This window comes from Agaribacillus sp. DX54 (genome assembly GCF_056858335.1).
The window spans coordinates 108,404-130,616 of record NZ_JBXEQE010000005.1; the positions used below are offsets into that span (position 1 = coordinate 108,404).

A 22,213-nucleotide genomic window follows, 5' to 3' on the forward strand; every position below is an offset into this window, starting at 1 on the left:
ATTTTTATTTTATTTGCGAAAACCTCTGTGTCTCTTTGTGTCTTTTTGCCAGTTCCTGTCGTGTGTAAGAAAAGTACTTGGCACAAACTTATACAATAAAGTCTGCCAGATATATTTACGGGCCTATCATCAGTGATAAAGACAAGATCCACATACAGTTATATGAACAATTTAATGAAAACGATTCGGCGAATTACCCGGCTTTTAATGTATTGCGGCCTGTGTTATATCTGTATTTCCTGTGAGGAAGATGACGATACTCCTGCTAACAATCCCCCGAAAATTGAAGCACAGAGCTTTTCAGTGGCCGAAAACAGTCCTGGCGGTACCACTGTGGGAACCGTAAAGGCGACGGACCAGGATGAGGATGAGTTAACATTTTCCATCACAGACGGAAATACCGGTGAGGCTTTTGCTATCAATGGCACCTCAGGTGTGATAACAGTGAACGACCCATCGGTATTTGATTTTGAAACCAATCCGTCATTCACCCTGGTGGTTCAGGTAAGTGACGGTACTGACATGGCTTCTGCCAATATCGGCATTGAGGTGACAGACCAGGATGAAAACCTGTCGCCCGTGGTAGAAAATCAAAGCCTTTCCATTGATGAAAACAGCCAGGAAGGGACAGTGGTAGGCACCATCCAGGCTTCTGATCCGGATGAAGATGCCTTAACATTTTCTATAACAGATGGAAATACGGGAGATGCTTTTGCTGTCAATGCCGGAACAGGCGAACTGACGGTGAATACATCTTCGGCGTTGGATTATGAGACAACCCCTTCCTTTACCTTAACCATAGCGGTAAGCGATGGTCAGGTTAGTAGCACTGCCGGGATTACGGTAGAACTCAACGATATCGCCGCAGAGCCATTGGCGACCAGGGCAGAGGTATTGGCGAGCCTCGAGTCAGGGTATGTGGATTTTGGTGCCTACCTGGAATTTACCTATTTGCTAGACGGTGTATATGCCAACACCACGGCTTCCCCTTCTTCGGAATGGGACAATTTGCATGCACACAGCCATAATAGTAATGACGGGCAGGTATTGAATTTGTGGTCAGAAGGTTATGAGCTTATACTTGGTTTGAACAACATTATTCTGAGCGCTGAAAATGCCTTGACTGATAATCAGGAAAAAGGTGAGGTGACAGGACAAGCTATGGCAATTCGCGCATATCTCTATTTCAATTTGATGAAGTGGTTTGGGCCTGTTCCACTGGAATTGGAAATTGAAAATACAGGATCGTTTCGGAGTAGTCAACAGGATGTAATTACGTTTATTCAGAACAATCTTAACTTGTCCATCGGCAAGCTTCCTGCTTCATGGACCGCCGGACAAGAAGGTAAAGTAACAAAAGGCTTTGCACAAGCCCTGCTGGCGAGAACCTATCTTTTTAATGCAGACTGGTCCAACGCTTTAACCCTCGCTAATGAAATAATCGGCAATTCCCTTTATAATTTAAGTGAAAACACGAACAATTTCACGGCAGATAATTCAGAGTTGATATGGGTTTTTGAGCAGACAGGAAATGCTCAGTTTTCCAGCTTTTTCACCAAAGGCAATTATGTTCCTGTTTTCAGGCTTACTGAAGCTTACCTGATAAGCGCAGAAGCGCACACGGCACTTTTTTCTTTGACAGATGCTAAAGATGCCCTGGATGTCCTCAGGTTACGGGCCGGGGAGGCCACCCTGCCGGCAGGTTTATCCCAGAGTGACCTTTCCGGGGAAGTTTTTAGCCAGTGGCAAAGTGAAATGAGTCTGGAAGGCAACTCATTTATTACCCTGAGAAGGTTTTTCAAAGCTGAAAGTGAGCTTTCTATCGCCAATTTTCAATTGCTGCTTCCTGTTCCTTTTGAGATTTTGGTTAATAACAGCAATTTAACCCAAAACCCCGGATATTAAGTGACCGCCTTAATATCCTGATCGAAAGCGCTTGCTGATATTCCTTCTGTATCACTTTCAAATTTTTGATCTGTGATGTACAAGGTACTTAAGCGGCCATAGACCGCTTTTTGCAAATGGCTTAAAGTAAGCACTTCTGATAAAAAGTCAACCAACAGGGCTGTAAGATCCGGGGATTCTATAACCACCAAATGCCCTTTATCAGGCGTCTTCATGCTTTTGCAGGCATTTTATTCAGCAGATGCTCCACCTCCCGCAGTCCGGATCAAATACTTGGCCTTTACCGTATATCGGCCACACGAGGGTGAAAAGAAATGCTTTTCATGGGTGTGCCACTATAAATCCTGCGTTGTCTGACATAATTTTCCTAAATTTATGTAAGAAAAGCGTTAAGGAGTCAGCAATTTCCTGTTTTTTGAAAACCAGGTATGTACCGTGCCGATTAATTAGTTTATTATAAGTTAGTAAGAATTGGTTAAAGGGTAAATAATTAAGATCAGGCTGGTCTGTGATTAGGGTCAAAGTCCACAAAATTGTCTTATTATGAGTCAGATTAGATTAAACGGAGAACAGCAAACATTGGTAACTGAAACAGCCACAGAAGCCTATCGTATACTACAGGCATCTTTCGATAGTATTGAAATTGAGATTGACAAGTTGCGCGACCAACTTCCTCCTGAGTTTGAAAAAGATGTGGATGCGCTGGTTAATAAGGTGTACCATCAATCTGTAGAGACTATGGCATCGGTCAGGGACGATATTTTGAATCTCAACCATGAAGTGGAAGAAGAAGGGGAAACCGGCATTTAGTATCCGGTTTGAAATTTAATGGTATTGTCGGGGTAGAATAGCAGGCGCGATAGAACATGCCGTTGAAATGAATAGCTTAGCTTTAACTTATTATTAAGTTGTTAGCATAATTTATTTATTGCGCTGAACCAATGGGCATAATGGCTAAGGGCTGCTCTTGTTTCTTCATAGTCAAAACATTCTTTACTGCCTGGTCCACAAAGGCGCCAACGATTACCGTCCCTAAATTCAGGGACATGGCCTGCAGGTATACATTTTGTGCAGTATGCCCTGCTTCCATATGTACATATCTTTTCCCCCGGGCCCCATATTTGATGGTGGTACGCTCATAAACCGCTGCAATCACCAGTATCACCGGAGCCTTGGTCATCCAGTTTTGCAATAACGCCGCTTGCGCTACAGCCTTTCTTTTATCACCTTCCAGCTCCAGGCTTAGTTCATGATGGTTTGGCTGGTATCTATACACGCCTTCCGGTAAGTCCTGCACATTGCCAACTACCAGATAAACCTCCAAAGGATACAAGGCTCCGGCAGAAGGTGCCGTACGGAAATTCCTGGAATCGGTGATACCCTGGGCCGCCCATAAAATTTGTGACACCTGAGTCAATGTCAATGGCTCGTCCCTGTATTCCCGTACTGACCTGCGCATTTTCAGGGTCTCCTCTATGGAAGTTTCACCGCTATACACCGGGGAAGGCAATTTGATATTCTTTAATTCGGTATTTGCCGAAGACCGATATTTTTTTCCGGAGAACATGATGGCAGCTAATAGGCCAATAGTCAAAACAGCTATAATTTTCATATTCCTGTAAGTAAAGCTAATCTCAAAAACAAAAAATGATCAAAATCATAACCGGTATTGATTTTGGGAAACTTCTCGCACATAAAAGAGATTGAAAAACTGGCCTTTTGTTCAGGTAAACAGGATCATATTGTTCGTTGAATAGCCATACCCTTTTTTCGATAATAGCACTTTCTGTAACATTTAAAATTTTACAAATATTCAAATTTCTCTGTTAACAAAAATTAATCTTTCCGGATTAAAAAAAAATATGAATAAGAATATATTTCCCACAACTAACTGATTTTCATTATATAAATGATTAACTGAATATGAAAAAAATTAAGTTATTGTTAAATATTTTTTTTAATGTTTTGGCGTAAAATTTTTTAATACCTTTATAAATATGAATTTTTTGGATGCGCTGGTAAAGCGGCTATTCAAGGATTTGGATTCATGAAATAAGCTTTAAAAAGCATAACGTTTTTAGTACCCGGATTTTTGAGAGAATGAGGAATCTGACCATTAAAATACAAAGTATCTCCTTTGTTCAGATGAATAAGTTCATCCTGAAGGCCATAGATAATTTCACCTTCAATAACATAGATCAGTTCAAAGCTGTCATTAGAGATAGGCTTGCGGTATACCCCTGGTTTCACCGTCACCATGTTAATTTTAACAGGCGTATTATGAATGACCTTGGAAATGAGGCTTTCATAAATCAAACCTTTCGAGTCATATCTTATTTCTTCATCACCTTCACCATTTCTGATCAATGTATATAGTTGTTCCGGCTCATCATCGACAGGTTTTACGATTTCCGAAAGTGGCTCTTTCAGGGCTAATGCAATTTTGTAAAGGACCGGAAGCGATGGTGTGGTGCGGAAGTTTTCAATTTTTGAAAGCAATCCGGCAGTTATTCCACTTTCATTGGCCACCTCTACAAGGCTCAGGCCTTTGTCCTTCCGGATTTCGCGTAGCTTTTTACCGATGGCACCTAGTATGTCTGATTTCATCCGTTCAACTTTACAGCCAAAATAGAAAAAATTTATCATCTACTGCACGTGGCAGTAAAAAATTTAAATATGAGCGAAACAATAACTAATTCGACCCCCATTAAAGCAGTGGTTTTCGATATGGCAGGCACTACCATCGATGAGGGAAAAACGGTTTATGAATGCGTCAGGAGGACATTAGAGCAGTTCGGCTTGCATTATTCATTGCCGGAAGTAATGGAACGTGTGGGCGGCATGAATAAAAAGGAAGGGATCAGGTTACTTATGGAGTTGAAGCTGGGTGAAGTGGAAAAGGAAAAAGCAGAAGAGGCAGGCGAAATATTCCGTACGATGGTAGAAGAAGCCTACAGGAACAGTGAAAAAATCAAGGAGATGCCTGGTGCTTCGGATCTTTTTTCCCATCTGCAGCAAAATAATATTAAGGTAGTACTGGATACCGGTTACATCCGCTCCACCGCCGATTTACTGATCGATAAAATGGGTTGGAGGGATAAACAACTGATTGACTTTTCTGTTACTTCCGATGAAGTGAGCCAGGGGAGACCGGCGCCACAGATGATTCAACGGGCGCTGGAACATTTTAATATTAAAAGCGCCGGTGATATCGTAAAAGTAGGGGACACCCGCTCTGATATGGAAGAGGGCATTAATGCCGGGTGTAGATATATTGTAGGCATGATTTCTACTCAATATACGAAGGATGACCTGTTGGCAATGGGAGCTACCCATGCCATTCATTCGCTGGAAGAGCTTAAAGCTATAATTGCAGCCTGAAATGACCCTGAAAGACCGACTTTCCGGCAAAAATGAAAAACTGATTGCACTTACCGCCGGCGTTGCAGCGTTTGGCACTTATTCTTGTATGTATGCTTTTCGTAAGCCATTTACAGTAGCCACTTTCGACTCGATGGTATGGTTGGGAATTGACTATAAAATCTGGCTCATTTTTGCTCAGACTGCCGGTTACACCCTTTCTAAATTTTATGGTGTCAAATTTATTTCCGAAATGGGGCAAAACTCCAGAGCCCGGTTTATTTTGTTGTTTATCCTATCGTCCTGGATAGCGTTGTTGCTTTTCCCTCTGGTACCGGAACCTTTGAATATTACCCTGCTTTTTATCAATGGCTTTCCACTCGGTATGGTGTGGGGGTTGGTATTCAGTTATCTTGAAGGGAGGAGGTATACGGAGTTTATGGGGGCCTTTCTCAGTGTAAGTTTTATTTTCTCCTCAGGCCTTGTCAAGTCAGTCGGCGCCTACCTGATGATTAATTTCGAGGTGAGCCAATGGTGGATGCCAAGCCTTACCGGATTGGTTTTTATGTTGCCTCTGCTCGTGTTTACCTGGCTGCTTGACCAGACACCGGTCCCGACAGCCCAGGATGTGACACTACGCCATGCACGTGTGCCGATGACAGGAAAAGACCGGCTGAAGCTTCTGAAGTCATATGGGTTTGGCATTACATTGCTGGTAATCGCATACGTATTTCTCACTTTGTTAAGGGACGTAAGGGATAATTTCGTTGCCAATATCTGGCAGGAACAGGGACTAGCCGATCAGTCTGCCATTTTTACCCAAACAGAAATACCGATTTCACTAACCGTGCTGCTTATCATCAGCCTGCTCGTATTGATAAAAAACAATTTGAAAGCCCTGATGATTAACCACTTTCTCATTATGATTGGTTTTGCGATCATATTGGTTTTTACCCTGTTATTTTTGAGACAAGCGGTTACACCTGTTCTCTGGATGATAGCGGTAGGGCTGGGCTTATACATGGCCTATGTACCTTTTAATTGTGTGCTGTTCGAACGTTTTATAGCGGTATTTCGGCACGCTGGCAATGCTGGATTTCTAATATATCTTGCCGATAGCTTCGGTTATCTCGGCAGTGTTTCCTTCTTATTTTACAAAGAGTTGGGAGGGTTCAAAAACACTTCGTGGACGATATTTTTCAGTAATACCCTGTTGATAAGTTCGGTGATCGGTTTGTCGATTACACTCATAGCGTCTGTTTACTTTCATCTGAAGTACAAAACTTATACAAGAACATCCGGAAAACAAATTATACTAATTACATAGTTATGACTAAGAAAAAAGCCATTGTGGTAGGAGCAGGTATTGTTGGGTTGGCAACAGCCAGGTCACTTGCCTTGAAAAACTGGCAGGTTGAAGTGTTTGAAAGGCATCCAAAAGCCCAGGGCGCATCGGTCCGAAATTTTGGGATGGTTTGGCCAATTGGGCAACCAACGGGGAAGCTTTATGACCGGGCGCTAAGATCACGGGAGGTATGGATAGAAATGGCGGGCGAAGCAAAGCTTTGGTTTGAGAGAGCAGGAAGCCTTCACCTGGCCCACCGGCCGGAGGAAATGGCTGTTATCGAAGAATTTGCTTTGAAAAACACCCGATGCCAGGTATTGACGCCGGGGGAAGCCATGAAAAAATCAGGGGCGGTGATTGAAAATGGACTGCTGGGCGCCCTTTGGAGCGAAGATGAGGTAATCGTGGATCCCCGTCAGGCTATTTGCCACCTTGCTGAGCTTTTAGCCCGGAATTATGGCGTCGGCTTTCACTGGAACACTGCTGTCACGGAAGTTACCTACCCGAAAGTGAAAGCAGGTGGACAAACCTATGAGGCGGACCTTATCTATGTTTGCAGTGGAGCGGACTTCGAAACCCTCTTTCCCGAAGAATTCAAAAAGACCGACATCACCAAGTGTAAGCTGCAAATGATGCGCCTGGTATCTCAGCCTGAAGGGTGGAGAATTGGCCCGGCTTTATGTGGAGGCCTTTCATTGGTGCATTACGGTTCATTCCAGGCGATGGATTCACATGCAGCTTTGCAACGGTATTATGAAGAAGAACATCCCACCTACCTTGAATGGGGGCTCAACGTGATGGTATCACAAAACGGCCTCGGGGAATTGACAGTCGGGGATTCGCATGAATACGGATTGAATCTTACGCCCTTCAATCAAAAAGTTATCGACGATATGATCCTGCAGTATCTTTCGACATTTGCGCGGTTCAAAGACTGGACTGTCGGCACACACTGGAACGGGGTATACCCAAAGATGAAAAACGGATCGACTGAAATCATTCTCACTCCGGAAGAAGGGGTGACAATCGTCAACGGACTCGGCGGGGCCGGAATGACCTTGTCATTTGGCCTTGTGGAGGAGGTTACTGCCGCTGTTTAGAGTTGGGAAACAAAAGCAGTTTTAAAACTTATGAAGGAATTATCTAAATGAAAACATGCCTATGTAAAAATATTATCAAAAAAGAAAGAAGTGCCTATCAGGCACTTCACAATCGGCCATTAAAAGCCAGGTAATCTTTGGACGGATGCTATGGCTTTCAATAACCTTAATATTTCACCAAAACATTACGATTTAGTAAAACACGTAAAATTATGAAAAATTGTTTAAAGAGGGTGCTCTGTTCGGGAGTTCTTGCATTTCTGTGCTTGTTATTCACGCAGGTTTTTGGCATTGAAGCCCTCCGGGCTGGGGAAACTCCTTATTCTAAAAAGCACCTTGAAAACTTTACCATAACCGGAAAAGTTACCGACGCCTCTACCGGTCAGCCATTGCCTTTTGTAACTGTAACTGTCAAAAACACTACCATTGGACAGGTCACCGATGTTAACGGTGCTTACAGCCTGACGGTTCCGGATGAGGCGGAAGCACTGATATTCTCTTTTGTCGGATACGTCAACGTCGAGGAAATAATCGGCAACAGAACTGTCATTAACGTGGCCATGAAAGAAAATGTCACCTCCCTCGATGAAATTGTGGTAACAGCCCTGGGCGTTGAAAGAGAGCAAAAGGCATTGGGCTATGCTGTACAGGAAGTGCAGGGTGATGAGTTGACCGAAGCCCGCGAAACCAATGTTGTTAACTCACTTGCCGGCCGGGTAGCTGGTGTACAGGTGGTAGGTGGGAGTTCTGGTGTAGGTTCGACTTCATTGATCACCATCAGGGGTGAAAGCTCATTGATACCGGGCCAAAACTCACCGCTTTTTGTCGTCGATGGTATTCCGATCAGTAACAGGACTACCAGTAACCAGGCCGAAGGAAATCTGGAGACCGACTACGGAAATGGTGCCCAGGATATTAATCCCGATGATATAGCATCGATTTCGGTTTTAAAGGGCCCCAATGCCACAGCTTTGTATGGGTCACGGGGCGCTAACGGTGTTATTCTGATCACCACCAAATCTGGCAAAGACAGTGGGGGGTTCAGGGTAGATATCAATCAAAATGTCACTTTTGAAAGACCCTTGAGAATACCCGGATACCAGAATGAATACGGTCAGGGAGCAGGCGGGGAGTTTGCCTTTGGCGATGGTTTTGGAGCAGGTATTAATGACAATATCGATGAAAGCTGGGGCCCCAGGTTTGAAGGCCAACCGATTGTTCAGCATAATAGCCCTACTTCTTCCGGTTTCAGAGCGGGTGACTTTACACTGCGTCCCAGGGATGAAGAAGGTAACTTTACGGATGAAGCAACGCCTCTGCCCTGGACTGCCAGTCCCGATAACATTGAGGATTTCTTCCGAACAGGATACACCAGTTCCACCAACATAGCGATGAGTGGTTCTAACGAGAATGGCAATTTCAGGACTGCCTATACCAGGCTTACCAGCGAGGGTATTCTTCCCAACACAGATTACAACCGGGATAATTTCGCCCTGAGTGGCTCCTATCATATAGGTGAAAAAGTTAAAGTCACCGCCTCGATGAACTATGTCAACAGTAATAGTGATAACCGCCCTAACAACTCTTATGGTACTGAAAACATTATGTACTTGTGGGTGTGGTTTGGCCGGCAGATCGACATGAGTACCCTGCGCGACTACTGGCAGCCGGGAAAAGAGGGAATTCAGCAGTTTAACTATAATTACAACTGGCATGATAACCCGTATTTTACTATGTATGAAAATACGAATGGCTTCGATAAAGACAGGCTTTTCGGTAACCTCAGGGTAGATTTCCAGCTTACCGATGAATTGTCTTTCATGATAAGGTCAGGGCTTGATTTATTTAATGAATTACGTACGGGAAGAAGGGCTTTTAGCACGCAGCGGTTTCCAAGAGGTCAGTACCGGGAGGATGACATTTACTTCAGAGAGCAAAATACGGACTTCCTGCTTACATACAATAAAGACCTCGATGGCATCTTCCAGGTGGGTGCGTCTATCGGGGGTAACCTGAGACAAGATGAAAACAGGTACAAGCGAGTCAGCGCTAATGCCCTTTCCGTACCGGGTATCTTTAATTTTGGAAATGCGGCTGAACCGCTTGCAAAAAATCAATTTAATGACGAGCGGGAGGTGCAGAGTCTATATGGTTTTTTCAACCTTTCATATAAAAATATCCTCTTTTTGGATATTACAGGTCGAAACGACTGGTCCAGTACCTTGCCTTCGGACAACAATTCCTATTTCTACCCTTCAGTTGGGTTAAGTGCCATAATTTCTGATATGACTGAATTACCCTCGTTCATTTCCTTTGCCAAGTTGAGGGCAGGATGGGCCATTGTGGGTAATGATACTGACCCCTATTCGTTAGTAAATACTTTTCCATTTGAGGAGCCGTTTGGCGACGTAGCACGGGTAAATGCCTCAGAAGTACTAAGAAATTCCAACCTTAAACCCGAAGAGTCTAATTCATTTGAGTTGGGCGCAGATATCCGGTTGTTTAAAGGCAGGATTGGGCTGGATGCTACTTATTATCAGGCTAATACCAAAAACCAGATTCTCGAACTTCCGGTGTCATATACCTCCGGTTATAGATCCAGAATGATTAATGCCGGTGAGATTGAGAATAAGGGAGTAGAGCTGGTTTTGAATGGACAGATACTACAGTCCGAGAATGGATTTAGCTGGATGTCTACGGTGAATTTTACCAGAAACCGGGGCACTGTAAAAGAGTTGATCGACGATCTGGATGTATATACTATTTCAGATAACTACATTGAAGTTCAGGCGAGAGTAGGAGGTAGAGTGGGGGATGTTTACGGAACGGGTTTTAAAACTGTCGAGGATGAAAATAGTCCCTTCTTCGGCCAGGTAATCCACGATGAAAATGGCTTTGCTATAAGGGACCCAACGTTGAAAAACCTCGGTAATTACAACCCGGATTTTATGATGGGCTTCCAGAACACATTCACCTACAAAGGTATCTCCCTGGGTGTCTTATTTGATTGGAGGCATGGCGGTGTGGTGAATTCAAGAACCGTTTTAATTGGAGGTACCTCCGGTATGATGGATTTTACTGCCGAAGGCAGGGAAGAAGGCATTATCTCTGAAGGGGTGGTTGAAAATGCAGACGGCTCCTACAGGCCCAATGATGTGCGGCTAAGTGGCAGGGATTATTACTGGTGGCGTTACAACAGGGGCAATGAAGAAGTGGGTATGTTTGACGCTTCTTTTTTAAAGCTCAGAGAAGTAAAGATATCTTACAGCCTGCCTCAATCAATGCTGCAGGGAACTCCTATACGCACGGTTACTATTTCTGCCGTAGGCCGGAATCTGGCATTATGGACCGAAAACCCTCATTTCGATCCTGAAACCCTATCTTTTAATGGGGGTACTATCGTTCCCGGGGTTGAAGATATGGCAACACCCAGCTCGAGAAGTATTGGATTTAATTTGAATGTTACCTTCTGATGATTTTGACAGTAACCAAAAATATTTTGTAATGAAAAGAATTACTGCTTTAATAACAGTTTGCCTCCTGATTTTGGCAGGCTGTACGGATGATTTCGACGAAATCAACACCAATAACAACGAGCCTGAGTCGGTCACACCTGACTTGTTACTTTCTACCGTAATCTCCAATACACTGACCGATCTGGTTAATACCGGCTGGAACAACGGGAATATTGTCTCCCAACTTACCGCCAAGATTAACTTCACCGGCTTCGACCGCTACAACTGGGGATCTGAAAGCGGTAAATGGAATAACTTCTATGGTGATCTTACGGAAGTTGAAATGATTATAGCGTCAGCCCGTGCTGAGGAAACAAGAAATGCCAGTTATGAGGCAATAGCGCTGGTTATGAAATCCTACATCTATTCAAACCTTACGGATAGCTGGGGCAGTGTACCTTATTTAGATGCTATCAAAGGTGCCACCGATGGAGCGTTTCAACCGGGTTATGATTCACAGGAAACTGTTTATACGGGAATTCTTTCCGATTTGGCGCAGGCCAATGATTTGCTGACCCAGGGTATTCCCATTTTAGGAGGCGATTTGTTGTATGAAGGTAACCTTGTTGCCTGGCGGAAGCTGGCCAACTCTCTTCGGCTCAGATATCTGATGAGAATATCCAACAGGCGTGATGTATCTGCCGAGATGCAGCAGATTATTGACAATGAACCCATTTTTGAAAGCAACGAAGATAACGCTGTTTTGCTCTTTCCGGCGCAGAGTGTGGCCACTTCCTTTCCTATCAGTCGTAGCAGAATCGGAAGTTTCGATGAACACCGCCTGAGCCAGACCAGCGAGGCGGTCCTGAAGCAGTTTGGCGATAACAGGCTCGACACCTGGTTTCAACCCACTGACAACCCTGATGATGACCCCGCCCTGTTTGTGGGCCTGCCAAACGGGCTTAGTGAAAACAACGCCTCCACCTTCAATGGGGGTGCTTCCAATGTATCCAGGCTCAACGAGGCATTGTTTTTCAGGTCTCCCGATGCGGTGGGATCTTCCCTGATGCAATATGCAGAATTACAGTTTATCCTGGCCGAAGCAGCCCAGAGAGGATGGATTACCGGCGACGCAGCAACCTATTATGAGAGCGGTATAACTGCTTCCTTTGCGTATTGGAATACTGAGCAGGACATGGATGCTTATCTTTCCCAGCCGGGTGTGGCCTACGATGGTGCGTTAGAAACCATTATGAGACAAAAATGGCTGGCCTCCTTCATGGTTGGCCTGGAGGCTTGGTACGATTTCAGGAGAACAGGCCTGCCCTCCATCATCGTGCCGGGTCAGGACAACGTAAATAATGACCAGGTACCGGTCAGGTTTTTATATCCCGATCGCGAGCAGTCATTAAATGCGGATAGCTACCGGCAGGCGGTAGATGCCATCGGTGGTGACGATATTAATGCAAAAGGTTGGTGGGAGAATTGAGATAACTTAATGCTTAACCTGGCGCCAGCGTTCTGTGGGTGTTGTACAACTTAAGACCGTGCCTCTGTTTTACAGGTAAAAACCTCTGTGTCTCTTTGTGTCTTGGTGCCTCCGCGGTGAAAAATGGTTAACCACTAAGACACCAAGACACAAAGAGACACAAAGAATTTTGTCGAAAACGTTGTGCAACAGCCACGTCCGCCCGCGCTATACAAGTGCGTGGGCGGCAGGGGGATGTTCAACGCCGATCCTAACACAAATTTTTTTAAATTGCGCAAACTAAACACTGCAAAACACGCGAAATCAAATGAACAAACTAATTATTTTTGCACTCTTTGTATTTATTGCCCTTCAGGGATGCGCCCAAAAAACCCGAACGGAGCATGTCTTTTTGATCACATTGGATGGCCTGCGGTGGCAGGAGGTTTTTGGTGGGGCAGATTCTACATTAATTGGCGACAAAGACTACGTTGAAAATCCGGATGAACTGAAGGAACTGTTCTGGTCAGTTGGTGCAGAAGAGAGAAGGATGCAGCTAATGCCTTTCTTTTGGTCGGTCATTGCTGAAAAAGGTCAGCTATACGGTAACCGGTGGAAGGGGAGTAAGGTGAATACCACTAACCGGATGTGGTTTTCATATCCTGGTTATAACGAGATCCTCTCCGGATTTGCTGACGACTCCAGGATTGACTCTAACCACAAGGTTCCCAATCCGAACGAAACGGTACTGGAGTACATTAACAAACAACAAGATTTTCAGGGAAAGGTAGCCGCTTTTGGTTCATGGGATGTATTTCCTTTCATTATCAATGAAGAAAGAAGTGGTATACCAGTGAATGCTGGTTTTGAAAAATCAGCAGACCAGCCCCTTACCGAAAAGGAGGTTTTTCTGAATAAACTGCAAGATGAAATTCCCAGCCCCTGGGGATCAGTGAGGTTGGATGCCTTTACTCATCACTTTGCCATGGAGTATGTTAAAAAGCACCGACCCCGGCTGCTGTATATAGCCTACGGCGAAACGGACGATTTTGCGCATGATGGTGAGTATGACCAATATCTGAAATCTGCGCATCAAACCGACCAGTTTATCAAAGAGCTTTGGCAGTACATTCAATCCACGGAAGGCTACAAAGATAAAACTACGATGATCATTACTACCGATCACGGCAGAGGCACCGAACCAAAAGATACCTGGAAAAGCCACGGAACAGAAATCAATGATGCAGATCAGATCTGGATCGCCGCATTGGGCCCGGATACTGAACCGCTTGGTGATAACATTAAAGGGCAGTTCTATCAGAATCAAATAGCAGCCACCGTAGCCCGGGCTTTAGGGATTGAGTACAAGCGCGCTAAGTCAGGAAAACGAATTACCATGATCACTGATAAATGAAAAACCGATTGCGCGAATGGTACCGAATAAGTGTTGTAAACCCGATGGCGCAACAATGAATCATCAATAGTTTTACATGTACCGGAAAACCTTTATCATTCATCCCAAGCCATTCAGTTAAAAACCTTTAGCTGAGTGGAACAAATATTTTGTAGTTACGTCAAATTGCTAAGAAACAATCGGTCACAGACTGACTGGATTTGTCATATCGGCACAAAATGGCATTAACAAGCGCAGGAATATTGATGTATCGTTTTAGCGACACTTCCATGGAAGTGTTGCTGCTTCACCCTGGTGGCCCCTTCTTTCGAAAGAAGGACGAAGGGGTCTGGAGTATTCCCAAGGGAATACCGGAAGAAGGTGAACCCCTCTTAGAAGCTGCCATCCGGGAATTTCAAGAGGAAACAGGCATTAACGCACAAGGGGAACTGTTGCCACTTGGTTCAATCAAACAAAAAGGCGGTAAAATAGTCCATGCCTGGGCGATGGAGGGAGACCTGCCGGAAGGATTCATCTTGAAAAGCAATTTTTTTGAGCTGGAATGGCCTCCCCGTTCAGGAAAAAAACAGCAATTTCCCGAGATGGATAAAGGGGAATTCCTGCCGATAGAACTCGCAAAAAAAAAGATTAACTCCGCCCAGGTTCCCCTTATCGAGCGTCTGGAAGAAGCAGTAAAAACACAAGACTGACGAATGCCTCTGATTTAAATTTTAAAAAATATACCTGACTTCAATCTTAGGTTTGCCCTTATGATGTTTCAGGATTTAGCGGTATTACCTTACTTATTACACAAAAGCCCTTCCCAAATTCCCTATAACTTCAAAACAACGTGTTTTATCTTCTCCCTATGCCATGTGTAAGTGATGTGCATCAAACCATCACTTGTTTGGACCATCGCCGGATAACTAAACTCACCACGTTGCTGATCCTCGAGTCGGTAAACATCCCTCCAGCTTTTACCATCACCAGAAATAGCCAGGCTTAATTTTGCCCGGTCATTCGGCCCGTCTTCGGTAGGATTATAGACCAATAGATGCGCACCGTTGAATGTTGTGACAGCATCGATCCCAGCACTTGGATTAGGCAGGGAAGTAGCACTTAATTTTCCCCACGACCTTCCATCATCCTCAGACCAGGCTTCTACAATCCTGTTTTGCTTGCTGCGGCAGAGAATTTGTAACCGCGTATCCGAATGCCGCAGGATCGTAGGTTGAATCACAGCGAATTCAGAATCCCGATCCACCATCATTTTGTCCCAGGAATTGGTTCCAGGCTTGTAAATCTCCATCTGCACCCTCCAGTTGCTATTGGTATACTCAATACTTGACGGGCACAACAAATCACCATTGGACATTTCCATAGGCTTTGCCCGGACAGGCCCCAGTTGATCTTGCGGCAGCTTTTCTAAGGCAGACCAACTTTTCCCATCATCAGAAGAATAACGCATCTCCCCCCACCATTCCCTTGGGTTTGGTCCTACTTTATAAAACAAAAACAGCTTACCGGAGCTATGTTTGAACAGCACCGGATTCCAACAGGGATAACGCAGGCTTTCATTTTGAATACCATCTGCGATTTGACTGATTTCGCCCCATTTTCCATTTTCAAAGACCGATAACCAAATCGTCACGTCCGGATTTTTTTCTTCTGTCCCACCAAACCATGTGGCCATCATTTTTCCGTTACCTAACTCAACAATAGAGGAGGCATGACATTCCGGAAAGGGGGCTTTTTCATATATAAAACTTTCCCGGACTATGGTCACTTTTGTATCGGTGTTTTGGTTCGGGAGTTGTACAGAAGTAGTCTCATCCTCTGAAACCGGTTTGGTACGGTGGCAAGATAGAATAAAAAAGGAAATGCTTAAGAGCAAAGATATCTTTACAAAGGCATATGGCAACAGGTGAAGATTGGTGAAACAGTTGGGCGACATTATCTGAAAATAGTTTGAGTTGCAAAAATCTTTGTATACAAAGTATCTAATAAAAATGATCTTGTCAATGTTATTTCAGAAAAAGCTGATTTGCCCCCATACCATCTGAAGTCAAGTTGCTTGAAAGGTTTTTTAAAGATTCAATGTTTTCTCTATGATTGAATCCACACCGAAAGATTAACCCCACGTTAAGTTTCAAATCTTAATAGTAGATGAGTAGCACATTGTCTGTCTTTTAGATAGCCAACTGATAAAAATAGTAAACTTACAAAAATGTCAGACAGGCTTTGGATGTTAATACCGGACTATTTACCCATTGAAGCTTCCAAGCTGTGGGAGGAAGCCCCACAGACTGAGGCAGTAATTAATAAACAAGCGGAAAGGACTCCCGAAAAAGGAAAGACCATCATTAGCTCTGTATTTGACCAGACAAAAAATCAATTTTAACCATAATTAAAACTATCATGAAGTTAAATTTATTTTTCTCAACCACATTAGCGCTTTTCTTTCTTATGTTATTTTCTTGCGAAGAAGAACGAGTCGAGCCACAAACGGCAGGGAACCAGTTGATCCCTGCAAAAAAAGAACAGTTGACCCCTGTAAATTTCACACTTACCAACTGGATGTCTGCGATCGATGGTAGTCTTAAACTCTCAGCTATTTCGATACCGGGGACGCATGACACCGGGGCAAGATATGATCCGCCACTTTTGTCCGGAACGGCCAAGTGTCAGGATCTTACCATCGGGGAACAACTGAACGCCGGCACGCGGTTTCTCGATATCCGGTGCCGACATATCGATGACGCGTTTACCATCCATCACGGGGCGGTTTATCAATACCTGAATTTTAATGATGTCTTGAATGCCTGTTTTAATTTTTTGTCCGGCCATCCATCGGAATGTATTATTATGTCTGTGAAAGAAGAACATACCCCCCAGAATAACACCCGCTCTTTTGAAGCAACCTTTGATGCTTATGTACAGGCCAATCCCGGAAAATGGGTTTTGGCAGACGCCGTGCCGACACTCGGTTCAGTAAGAGGTAAAATTGTACTTTTCAGGCGTTTTGGGGTAGTAAACACACCTAAAGGGATCAATGCGACGGCCTGGGCCGATAATACTACGTTTGAAATAACCAATACTTATGGAAACATCAAAATTCAGGATAACTATGTGGTGCCTGATAACAATGTAAAGTGGCATGCTATTGAGGGCCTTTTAAATGAGGCTTCTTCTTCCAGTGCAGACAAATTGTTTATTAACTTTACCAGCGGATACAAGCCAGGGATGTTTGGCATTCCAAACATCCCTGCTGTATCCAACACCATGAATCCCCAGGTTGAAAGTTATTTTACCCCCCAAAAATATGGTAGGTTTGGAATTGTGGCCATGGATTTTGCCAATTCTACCAGGAATCAATTGGTTGTCAACTCGAATTTTCCTTGAAATAAAGCGGTTGACTGAAGGTTTTTATAAAGATGAGGGAACCGGGTTTTCCGGTTCCCTCAATTTGTTATTTGTTTTATTTGTAGATACCGGAGTAATCAATAGCTATTCTAGCTAATTGAAGTAATTGCCGTTAAAGCCATCGATTGACCAAATAAGGAGTTTTTTAACGCGATTTTCCATAAAACTACTGTAATCACTTCTTTCCAGTGTTGATTTCATCCATTCCAGCATTTTATCCTCCATGATTTGTTTTAGCATTCCATCCAGCAATATCAGGTTAGAAATTTTATCCGGGTAGAACCGGTAATATTCCTTTGCAAAAATTACTCCATTGCTGTGGGCCACGATGCCAACTTTATCTACACCTTCGCTTTCCAGTATCGAATGAATTCCTTCAATCCAGTTGGTGAGGCTATAGCCACTATCCGGCTTATCACTTTCTCCATAACCCAATAGGTCCACAAATATATTCTTATGGTCTTCCAGTGATATATCATACTGATTTCTCCAAATATTTTTGCTTGAGCTGGCACCATGGATAAATAGTAGCGCATTCTTTCCACTATGAATCACCAGGTACCTCCAGGTACCTTGAGGTGTTTTCAACACTTTTTTTTGCATTTCAATCGGGTTTTGGTTCAATTCCATGTTATAGCCGGTAAGCGGAAGGACAAACAATAATTGGAAAGATGTAATTATTGTTTTTTTCATTGGCAGTAGCGCTGATTAAGCATTTTTTAATTCAACAATGCAAAGGAAAACTATGACGTAACGTTAGTGTCAATTTTTTTTTGCATTTTTTGCACTTTGGCCACTAAAATATGGATAGATGATCCAACCAAAAGTTTAAAATAGCCTGTAAATTCTAAATCAAATGAGAGGAAAGGAAAGGTCGATTGGGAAATTAGATCCTGATTATTGGCTGGAAATATCCCGATTATTTCGCACTTTAAATATTTCTAACTGTATTCCATCAGGATCTTTGAAGTAAGCAAATGTGGCACCCATCACATATTGCGCTTTAAAAATCATCCTAACCCGCCACTCTTGGGAGTGACGGGTTGGTGTAACATGACTAATTGTTAAAATACAGGTCTTATTTTGTATTGAACTGTATGTAGCTTGAGTTATCTTTTAAATAGTGTAACAGATTTCCCAACAATTACCGCCCCCGGATAAATCACATCCGAGGCCGGATCCAATAAGAGCATTTCATTATACTCTGCCGCCGCTTCATAGCTTTTGACAGAGCATTCATACCCATCTCCAACAGCAGGCTCTTCTACTACTTCCAACTCCTTGGGCTCGGTCAATGGCTCAGGTTGGTCCAAAAAAGATAAGCTTCTAACGCTTGCGTCAAAGGTCTGATCAGTTGCGTTGTTATCATCATAAAAGCCGTTTCTTACACAACAGCAAGTATTACGGATAGCTTATCTGGCGAGCTAATTTCCTGCTAAAGAGACCGAAAGATACCTTAAGAGGGGCAATCAAGTCAAGAAACTTCAATGGACAATTGAATGGACAACGTAAAGTTGTATTGTAAATATCTGATATACAAATACTTATTGAATTTGTGCGATAAATTATAGTAGTATGTGTGATTTTTAAAGGCTGTTTTTGTTTTTCTTTGGTGGAAGGTAGCATATCAACTATTAATTTGCACGGAATCATATTCCGATGTATCTGCAAATTCCCTGTTCTTATTAAGGGGGCTAAGTCGTTTATCCTCCATGTACTACCTCCAGGGCGAGGGCTTGGCAGGTGTGTGATACTAACGAATGGATGGTATGGAGAAGTTGGTATCCTGGGTTGGATGCTCATTCTCTTATTCCAAAACCTTGAATGATGGGCGCAAACATTTCTGACATAAGTAAAACTATGAAGCCACGATTCAAATGTTGAATCGTCCAGACCAAAATAATGGGCGATATTTCGTTTGTCCCTTCCAGGGTTTAAATTTTTATATAAATTGGACAAGTTACCAAATGATGAGATTTCCAAAATCATCCAGCTTGGCGGTAGCGGGTCTGCGTATTTTCTTTTAAACGATTTTATAAATTCTTCATCAGATCTGTCGGCCTCTTTCTTGAGTTTTCGAATAGATAAATGCTGTTTTCTTCTATTTAAGAAGATAGAAGGTTTGCTAAACCAAAATGGACTGTGACTATGAGCCAAAATGTAGATCATCTTTGCCCTTACTGCAATTTCAATTTTTTCAAGTTCACCAGATATTAGTTTTCTTAATTCCCGATCGAAGCAATATAACTTAAAGGCTTGATCAAATGAGGCATTTGGCTTAAAGATGTGTGCGCTTTTTGGGTTGGAAAGCATTGGAAACCAATAGGCACTTAATCTTTAGTAGCTAATATTTTCAAGAATATGTAATGCCTTCTGTGTGTTTTCTATTTTGAGCCCTCTATCTTTTAATTGTCGCAGTTGGTCGACATAGTTGAGTGCCGATTTTGTATATGGCACTTTATACATAGCGATAAATAAAAAAAGTCCACTCTGAGCGCCCTGTTCTAATGGGAAGGGGGGTAGACATGTTGCCAAAAGTGATTAATACCTAATAAGTTAAAAATAAATATATTTTCCCGGAATGCAAATTAGTCTTAAGACTAAGTTTGGCCGGCTCAATCCTAATGGATTGCTTATGGGTTTTTAGGGCGTTTTGGAAACAGTTTAAGATTGATGTAAATGACAATTGCTTACTTGTTCGTTAACCAGCAAGGTGAAAAGTGCGATTATGGTTCATTGAAAAATTTTCATTTGATTGATTTTCAGCTACATAGTTAAGCATAGAGGTTGTGTTTAATAGTAGTTTATTAAAAATAGGGATTCCTAACTATCTAATACACAATATGCTTTGGTGTAGGAAAATAGGCAATATCCAAACTTGGGTATTTTATAAATGAATAAGTCCATAATTAAGTAATTCAGCAATTCTTATTCCTTTCTATATAGTATTTGGGATGTAGGAGACCGGAGAAAGCCTTTGCAGTTTCAGATAACTTTGGGGATGGGGTTTTAATGCAGCCAATAATAAGTTGGAAAATATTTATTTAACTTCACAACAATTTCAAGGCCCAGCACATTAATTTCACTTTCAAGGTTAGTTAGCTGTTCAAAATTTCCTTGTCTGAGTCCAACCATTCATGATAGATAATATTGTATTGGCCGGAATGGACTTTCCCAAGTCAGGATTTAAGTAGAAAAATACCCAAGATTGTGTTGTGTATTGACAGCATAAACTATTTTATTCTGTTTTCACAACAGGTGATGGACTTTCAAGCAAATTTTTAGTATGGTCAGACATATATATAAATTTGGATCAACAATATACCAGTTAGATATAATATCAACCCGTAATAAATGAATTTCAATAAAAGGTTAATTTTGTTTTTCAGGTTGCTCCTTAATTCATCTGTAAAATGGCTAGTAATTGGAGTTAAGGAACCACTCTGAACTTTTAGATAAAAATATTTATTGGACATCAAAAGTGTTAAAAAGTAATCTTCGTCTTCATCAATCTTTCCGTCTTCGGTTATTCGCAAAAGCTTATAGTGCAGAAAAATTTTTCTGGCATATAAAGCTAATAAAATGGTGGTGCTAATCAGAAATAGTACGGCCATTTTGATAGCCAAAAATTAGAATAATAACAAACCTCAAACCACCAAATCCCCAATTGACTTCACCCATTCCTTGATGCCATCATCCATCTCCGCTACAAACTCCTGGCCTCTCCCCACAGATTTGATACTATATTTGTCACCGTTCCGCTTCCCAACTTTTTCTTGGTGATGCGTAAGTTTGCACTGACCATCCTCCTCAAAAAAACACTTAGGCAGCAGCCATTGAGAGCGGTTCTCACCATCTTTAGTTAATTGCAGCCTTTTATCAAACTTAAATAATCCGGCCATGCTCTTATAAAAAGTAGGGGTCCCCTTACCAATGAATAGCCCATTTTGACCTACTTGGGAATAGCTGTCTTTTCGTCTATGATGGATGTGTTTTTGTACTCTTAGGTCTTCGTGGGCCTTTCCTTTGTAGGCATCAAAATATTCCCCTACCTCTAAAAAGCCATATATCACATGAAGGTCGGGTTTACCTTTTTTATACCTGAAATTTCCACCTTCCAGTTTTTCAATTTCCCGAAACCAGCCGAAAAATAAAAAGAGATCACCTTCTTCGACTCCCTTTTTAAGTAGGTGGCTTAAGGCGTTATCGGCCTGACCGAATATTGGGAGCTACCCATCTTTACGGTCGTTTAATATTTCCTTATGAAGGTCCGGATCGAGATGGGCTTCGGAGTATTGGGTGATGCCGACATCTTCCATAATATCCCAGTAGGATATATTTTCCTCAATTTGTAAATTTTGGTAACATACCCCTGAATAAGCTTGAGGTATAGGAATACTATATAACCTGTTATTCCAAATAAAGCTAGGTTTCCCTCCGGCGGAGGAGTCGAAGCCTTTGCGGCTTAAGATGATTTTGGGCATGGATTTTTTGTGGTTAATTATGATTACTTAAAATATTGAGATGAAAAAAGACAATAATTTTTCTTTCTCCCTACAAATTTAATAAATTTCTCCTCCTTGCCGCTCTACAAATGTATGGATGTATTCAGTATTTTATCTTTTTCCCATCCTTCTAAAAGCGGCAATGGTTTGGTATATAAGAAATCCGATGATAAATTCCACCTAAGACATTCTTTATGAAATGCCATGATTCAGCTATTATTCGACAAAGATCATTCTATGGAGTCAAGGTATTACCGGA

General features: G+C 42.5%; 17 protein-coding genes and 2 pseudogenes. 11 read left to right on the top strand and 8 right to left on the bottom strand.

The window, feature by feature from the left end; translation table 11 throughout:
• Nucleotides 1-174: 174 nt before the first annotated feature.
• Nucleotides 175-1,905: a cadherin domain-containing protein gene (locus tag AC04NP_RS07970; RefSeq protein ID WP_482859025.1), complete on the top strand. Its 1,731-nt coding sequence runs from the start codon at nt 175-177 to the stop codon at nt 1,903-1,905.
• Here AC04NP_RS07970 and AC04NP_RS07975 read toward each other — a convergent pair.
• Nucleotides 1,902-2,120: an archease gene (locus tag AC04NP_RS07975; protein WP_482859027.1), complete on the bottom strand. Its 219-nt coding sequence runs from the start codon at nt 2,118-2,120 to the stop codon at nt 1,902-1,904. The two genes, AC04NP_RS07970 and AC04NP_RS07975, sit on opposite strands and share 4 nt — an antisense overlap.
• Nucleotides 2,121-2,448: 328 nt before the next feature.
• Between AC04NP_RS07975 and AC04NP_RS07980 the strand changes: the two genes are divergently transcribed.
• The gene (locus tag AC04NP_RS07980) at nt 2,449-2,715 is read left to right on the top strand and encodes a hypothetical protein (RefSeq protein ID WP_482859029.1); all 267 of its coding nucleotides are present in this window, start codon (nt 2,449-2,451) and stop codon (nt 2,713-2,715) included.
• Between the two features lie 115 nt (nt 2,716-2,830).
• Here AC04NP_RS07980 and AC04NP_RS07985 read toward each other — a convergent pair whose 3' ends face one another.
• Nucleotides 2,831-3,517 (bottom strand): SagB/ThcOx family dehydrogenase, encoded by a 687-nt coding sequence (locus AC04NP_RS07985; RefSeq protein WP_482859031.1) that lies wholly within the window; start codon nt 3,515-3,517, stop codon nt 2,831-2,833.
• Nucleotides 3,518-3,936: 419 nt separating this feature from the next.
• Nucleotides 3,937-4,512: a helix-turn-helix domain-containing protein gene (locus AC04NP_RS07990; protein ID WP_482859033.1), complete on the bottom strand. Its 576-nt coding sequence runs from the start codon at nt 4,510-4,512 to the stop codon at nt 3,937-3,939.
• Between the two features lie 69 nt (nt 4,513-4,581).
• Between AC04NP_RS07990 and AC04NP_RS07995 the strand changes: the two genes are divergently transcribed.
• The 7 genes from AC04NP_RS07995 to AC04NP_RS08025 all read left to right on the top strand — a co-directional run bounded on the left by AC04NP_RS07995 (nt 4,582) and on the right by AC04NP_RS08025 (nt 14,736).
• Nucleotides 4,582-5,286: an HAD-IA family hydrolase gene (locus AC04NP_RS07995; protein ID WP_482859036.1), complete on the top strand. Its 705-nt coding sequence runs from the start codon at nt 4,582-4,584 to the stop codon at nt 5,284-5,286.
• Nucleotide 5,287: 1 nt separating this feature from the next.
• Nucleotides 5,288-6,592, top strand: a complete 1,305-nt coding sequence (locus AC04NP_RS08000) for a DUF5690 family protein (protein ID WP_482859038.1) — start codon at nt 5,288-5,290, stop codon at nt 6,590-6,592.
• 2 nt (nt 6,593-6,594) lie between these two features.
• Nucleotides 6,595-7,710 carry a TIGR03364 family FAD-dependent oxidoreductase gene (locus tag AC04NP_RS08005; RefSeq protein ID WP_482859039.1) on the top strand — a complete coding sequence of 372 codons (1,116 nt, stop codon included), beginning with the start codon at nt 6,595-6,597 and terminating at the stop codon, nt 7,708-7,710.
• A 212-nt stretch (nt 7,711-7,922) separates the two neighbouring features.
• A complete protein-coding gene (locus AC04NP_RS08010; RefSeq protein WP_482859040.1) occupies nt 7,923-11,183 on the top strand; it encodes a SusC/RagA family TonB-linked outer membrane protein in 3,261 nt (1,086 codons plus the stop codon).
• Between the two features lie 31 nt (nt 11,184-11,214).
• On the top strand, nt 11,215-12,654 hold the full coding sequence (locus AC04NP_RS08015; RefSeq protein WP_482859041.1) for a SusD/RagB family nutrient-binding outer membrane lipoprotein: 1,440 nt from the start codon (nt 11,215-11,217) through the stop codon (nt 12,652-12,654).
• Nucleotides 12,655-12,961: 307 nt separating this feature from the next.
• Complete coding sequence (locus AC04NP_RS08020; RefSeq protein WP_482859042.1) at nt 12,962-14,047, top strand: alkaline phosphatase family protein; 1,086 nt, start codon at nt 12,962-12,964, stop codon at nt 14,045-14,047.
• 218 nt (nt 14,048-14,265) lie between these two features.
• Entirely contained in the window at nt 14,266-14,736 is a 471-nt protein-coding gene (locus tag AC04NP_RS08025; protein ID WP_482859043.1) for an NUDIX hydrolase, read from the top strand.
• Between the two features lie 122 nt (nt 14,737-14,858).
• Here the strand turns inward: AC04NP_RS08025 and AC04NP_RS08030 are convergent, their stop codons facing one another.
• A complete protein-coding gene (locus AC04NP_RS08030; protein WP_482859044.1) occupies nt 14,859-15,980 on the bottom strand; it encodes a sialidase family protein in 1,122 nt (373 codons plus the stop codon).
• Nucleotides 15,981-16,253: 273 nt separating this feature from the next.
• Between AC04NP_RS08030 and AC04NP_RS08035 the strand changes: the two genes are divergently transcribed.
• On the top strand, nt 16,254-16,427 hold the full coding sequence (locus AC04NP_RS08035; RefSeq protein WP_482859045.1) for a hypothetical protein: 174 nt from the start codon (nt 16,254-16,256) through the stop codon (nt 16,425-16,427).
• Nucleotides 16,428-16,444: 17 nt separating this feature from the next.
• On the top strand, nt 16,445-17,428 hold the full coding sequence (locus AC04NP_RS08040) for a phosphatidylinositol-specific phospholipase C (RefSeq protein WP_482859046.1): 984 nt from the start codon (nt 16,445-16,447) through the stop codon (nt 17,426-17,428).
• Nucleotides 17,429-17,542: 114 nt separating this feature from the next.
• Here AC04NP_RS08040 and AC04NP_RS08045 read toward each other — a convergent pair whose 3' ends face one another.
• The 4 genes and pseudogenes from AC04NP_RS08045 to AC04NP_RS08060 all read right to left on the bottom strand — a co-directional run bounded on the left by AC04NP_RS08045 (nt 17,543) and on the right by AC04NP_RS08060 (nt 21,933).
• The gene (locus AC04NP_RS08045; protein WP_482859047.1) at nt 17,543-18,142 is read right to left on the bottom strand and encodes an alpha/beta fold hydrolase; all 600 of its coding nucleotides are present in this window, start codon (nt 18,140-18,142) and stop codon (nt 17,543-17,545) included.
• Nucleotides 18,143-18,558: 416 nt separating this feature from the next.
• Nucleotides 18,559-18,762, bottom strand: coding sequence for a hypothetical protein (locus tag AC04NP_RS08050; protein ID WP_482859048.1), 204 nt, complete (start codon nt 18,760-18,762; stop codon nt 18,559-18,561).
• A gap of 88 nt (nt 18,763-18,850) precedes the next feature.
• Nucleotides 18,851-19,774: pseudogene (locus AC04NP_RS08055) on the bottom strand (Abi family protein); the annotation flags it as partial.
• 1,322 nt (nt 19,775-21,096) lie between these two features.
• Nucleotides 21,097-21,933: pseudogene (locus AC04NP_RS08060) on the bottom strand (Nmad3 family putative nucleotide modification protein).
• Nucleotides 21,934-22,213 lie beyond the last annotated feature (280 nt).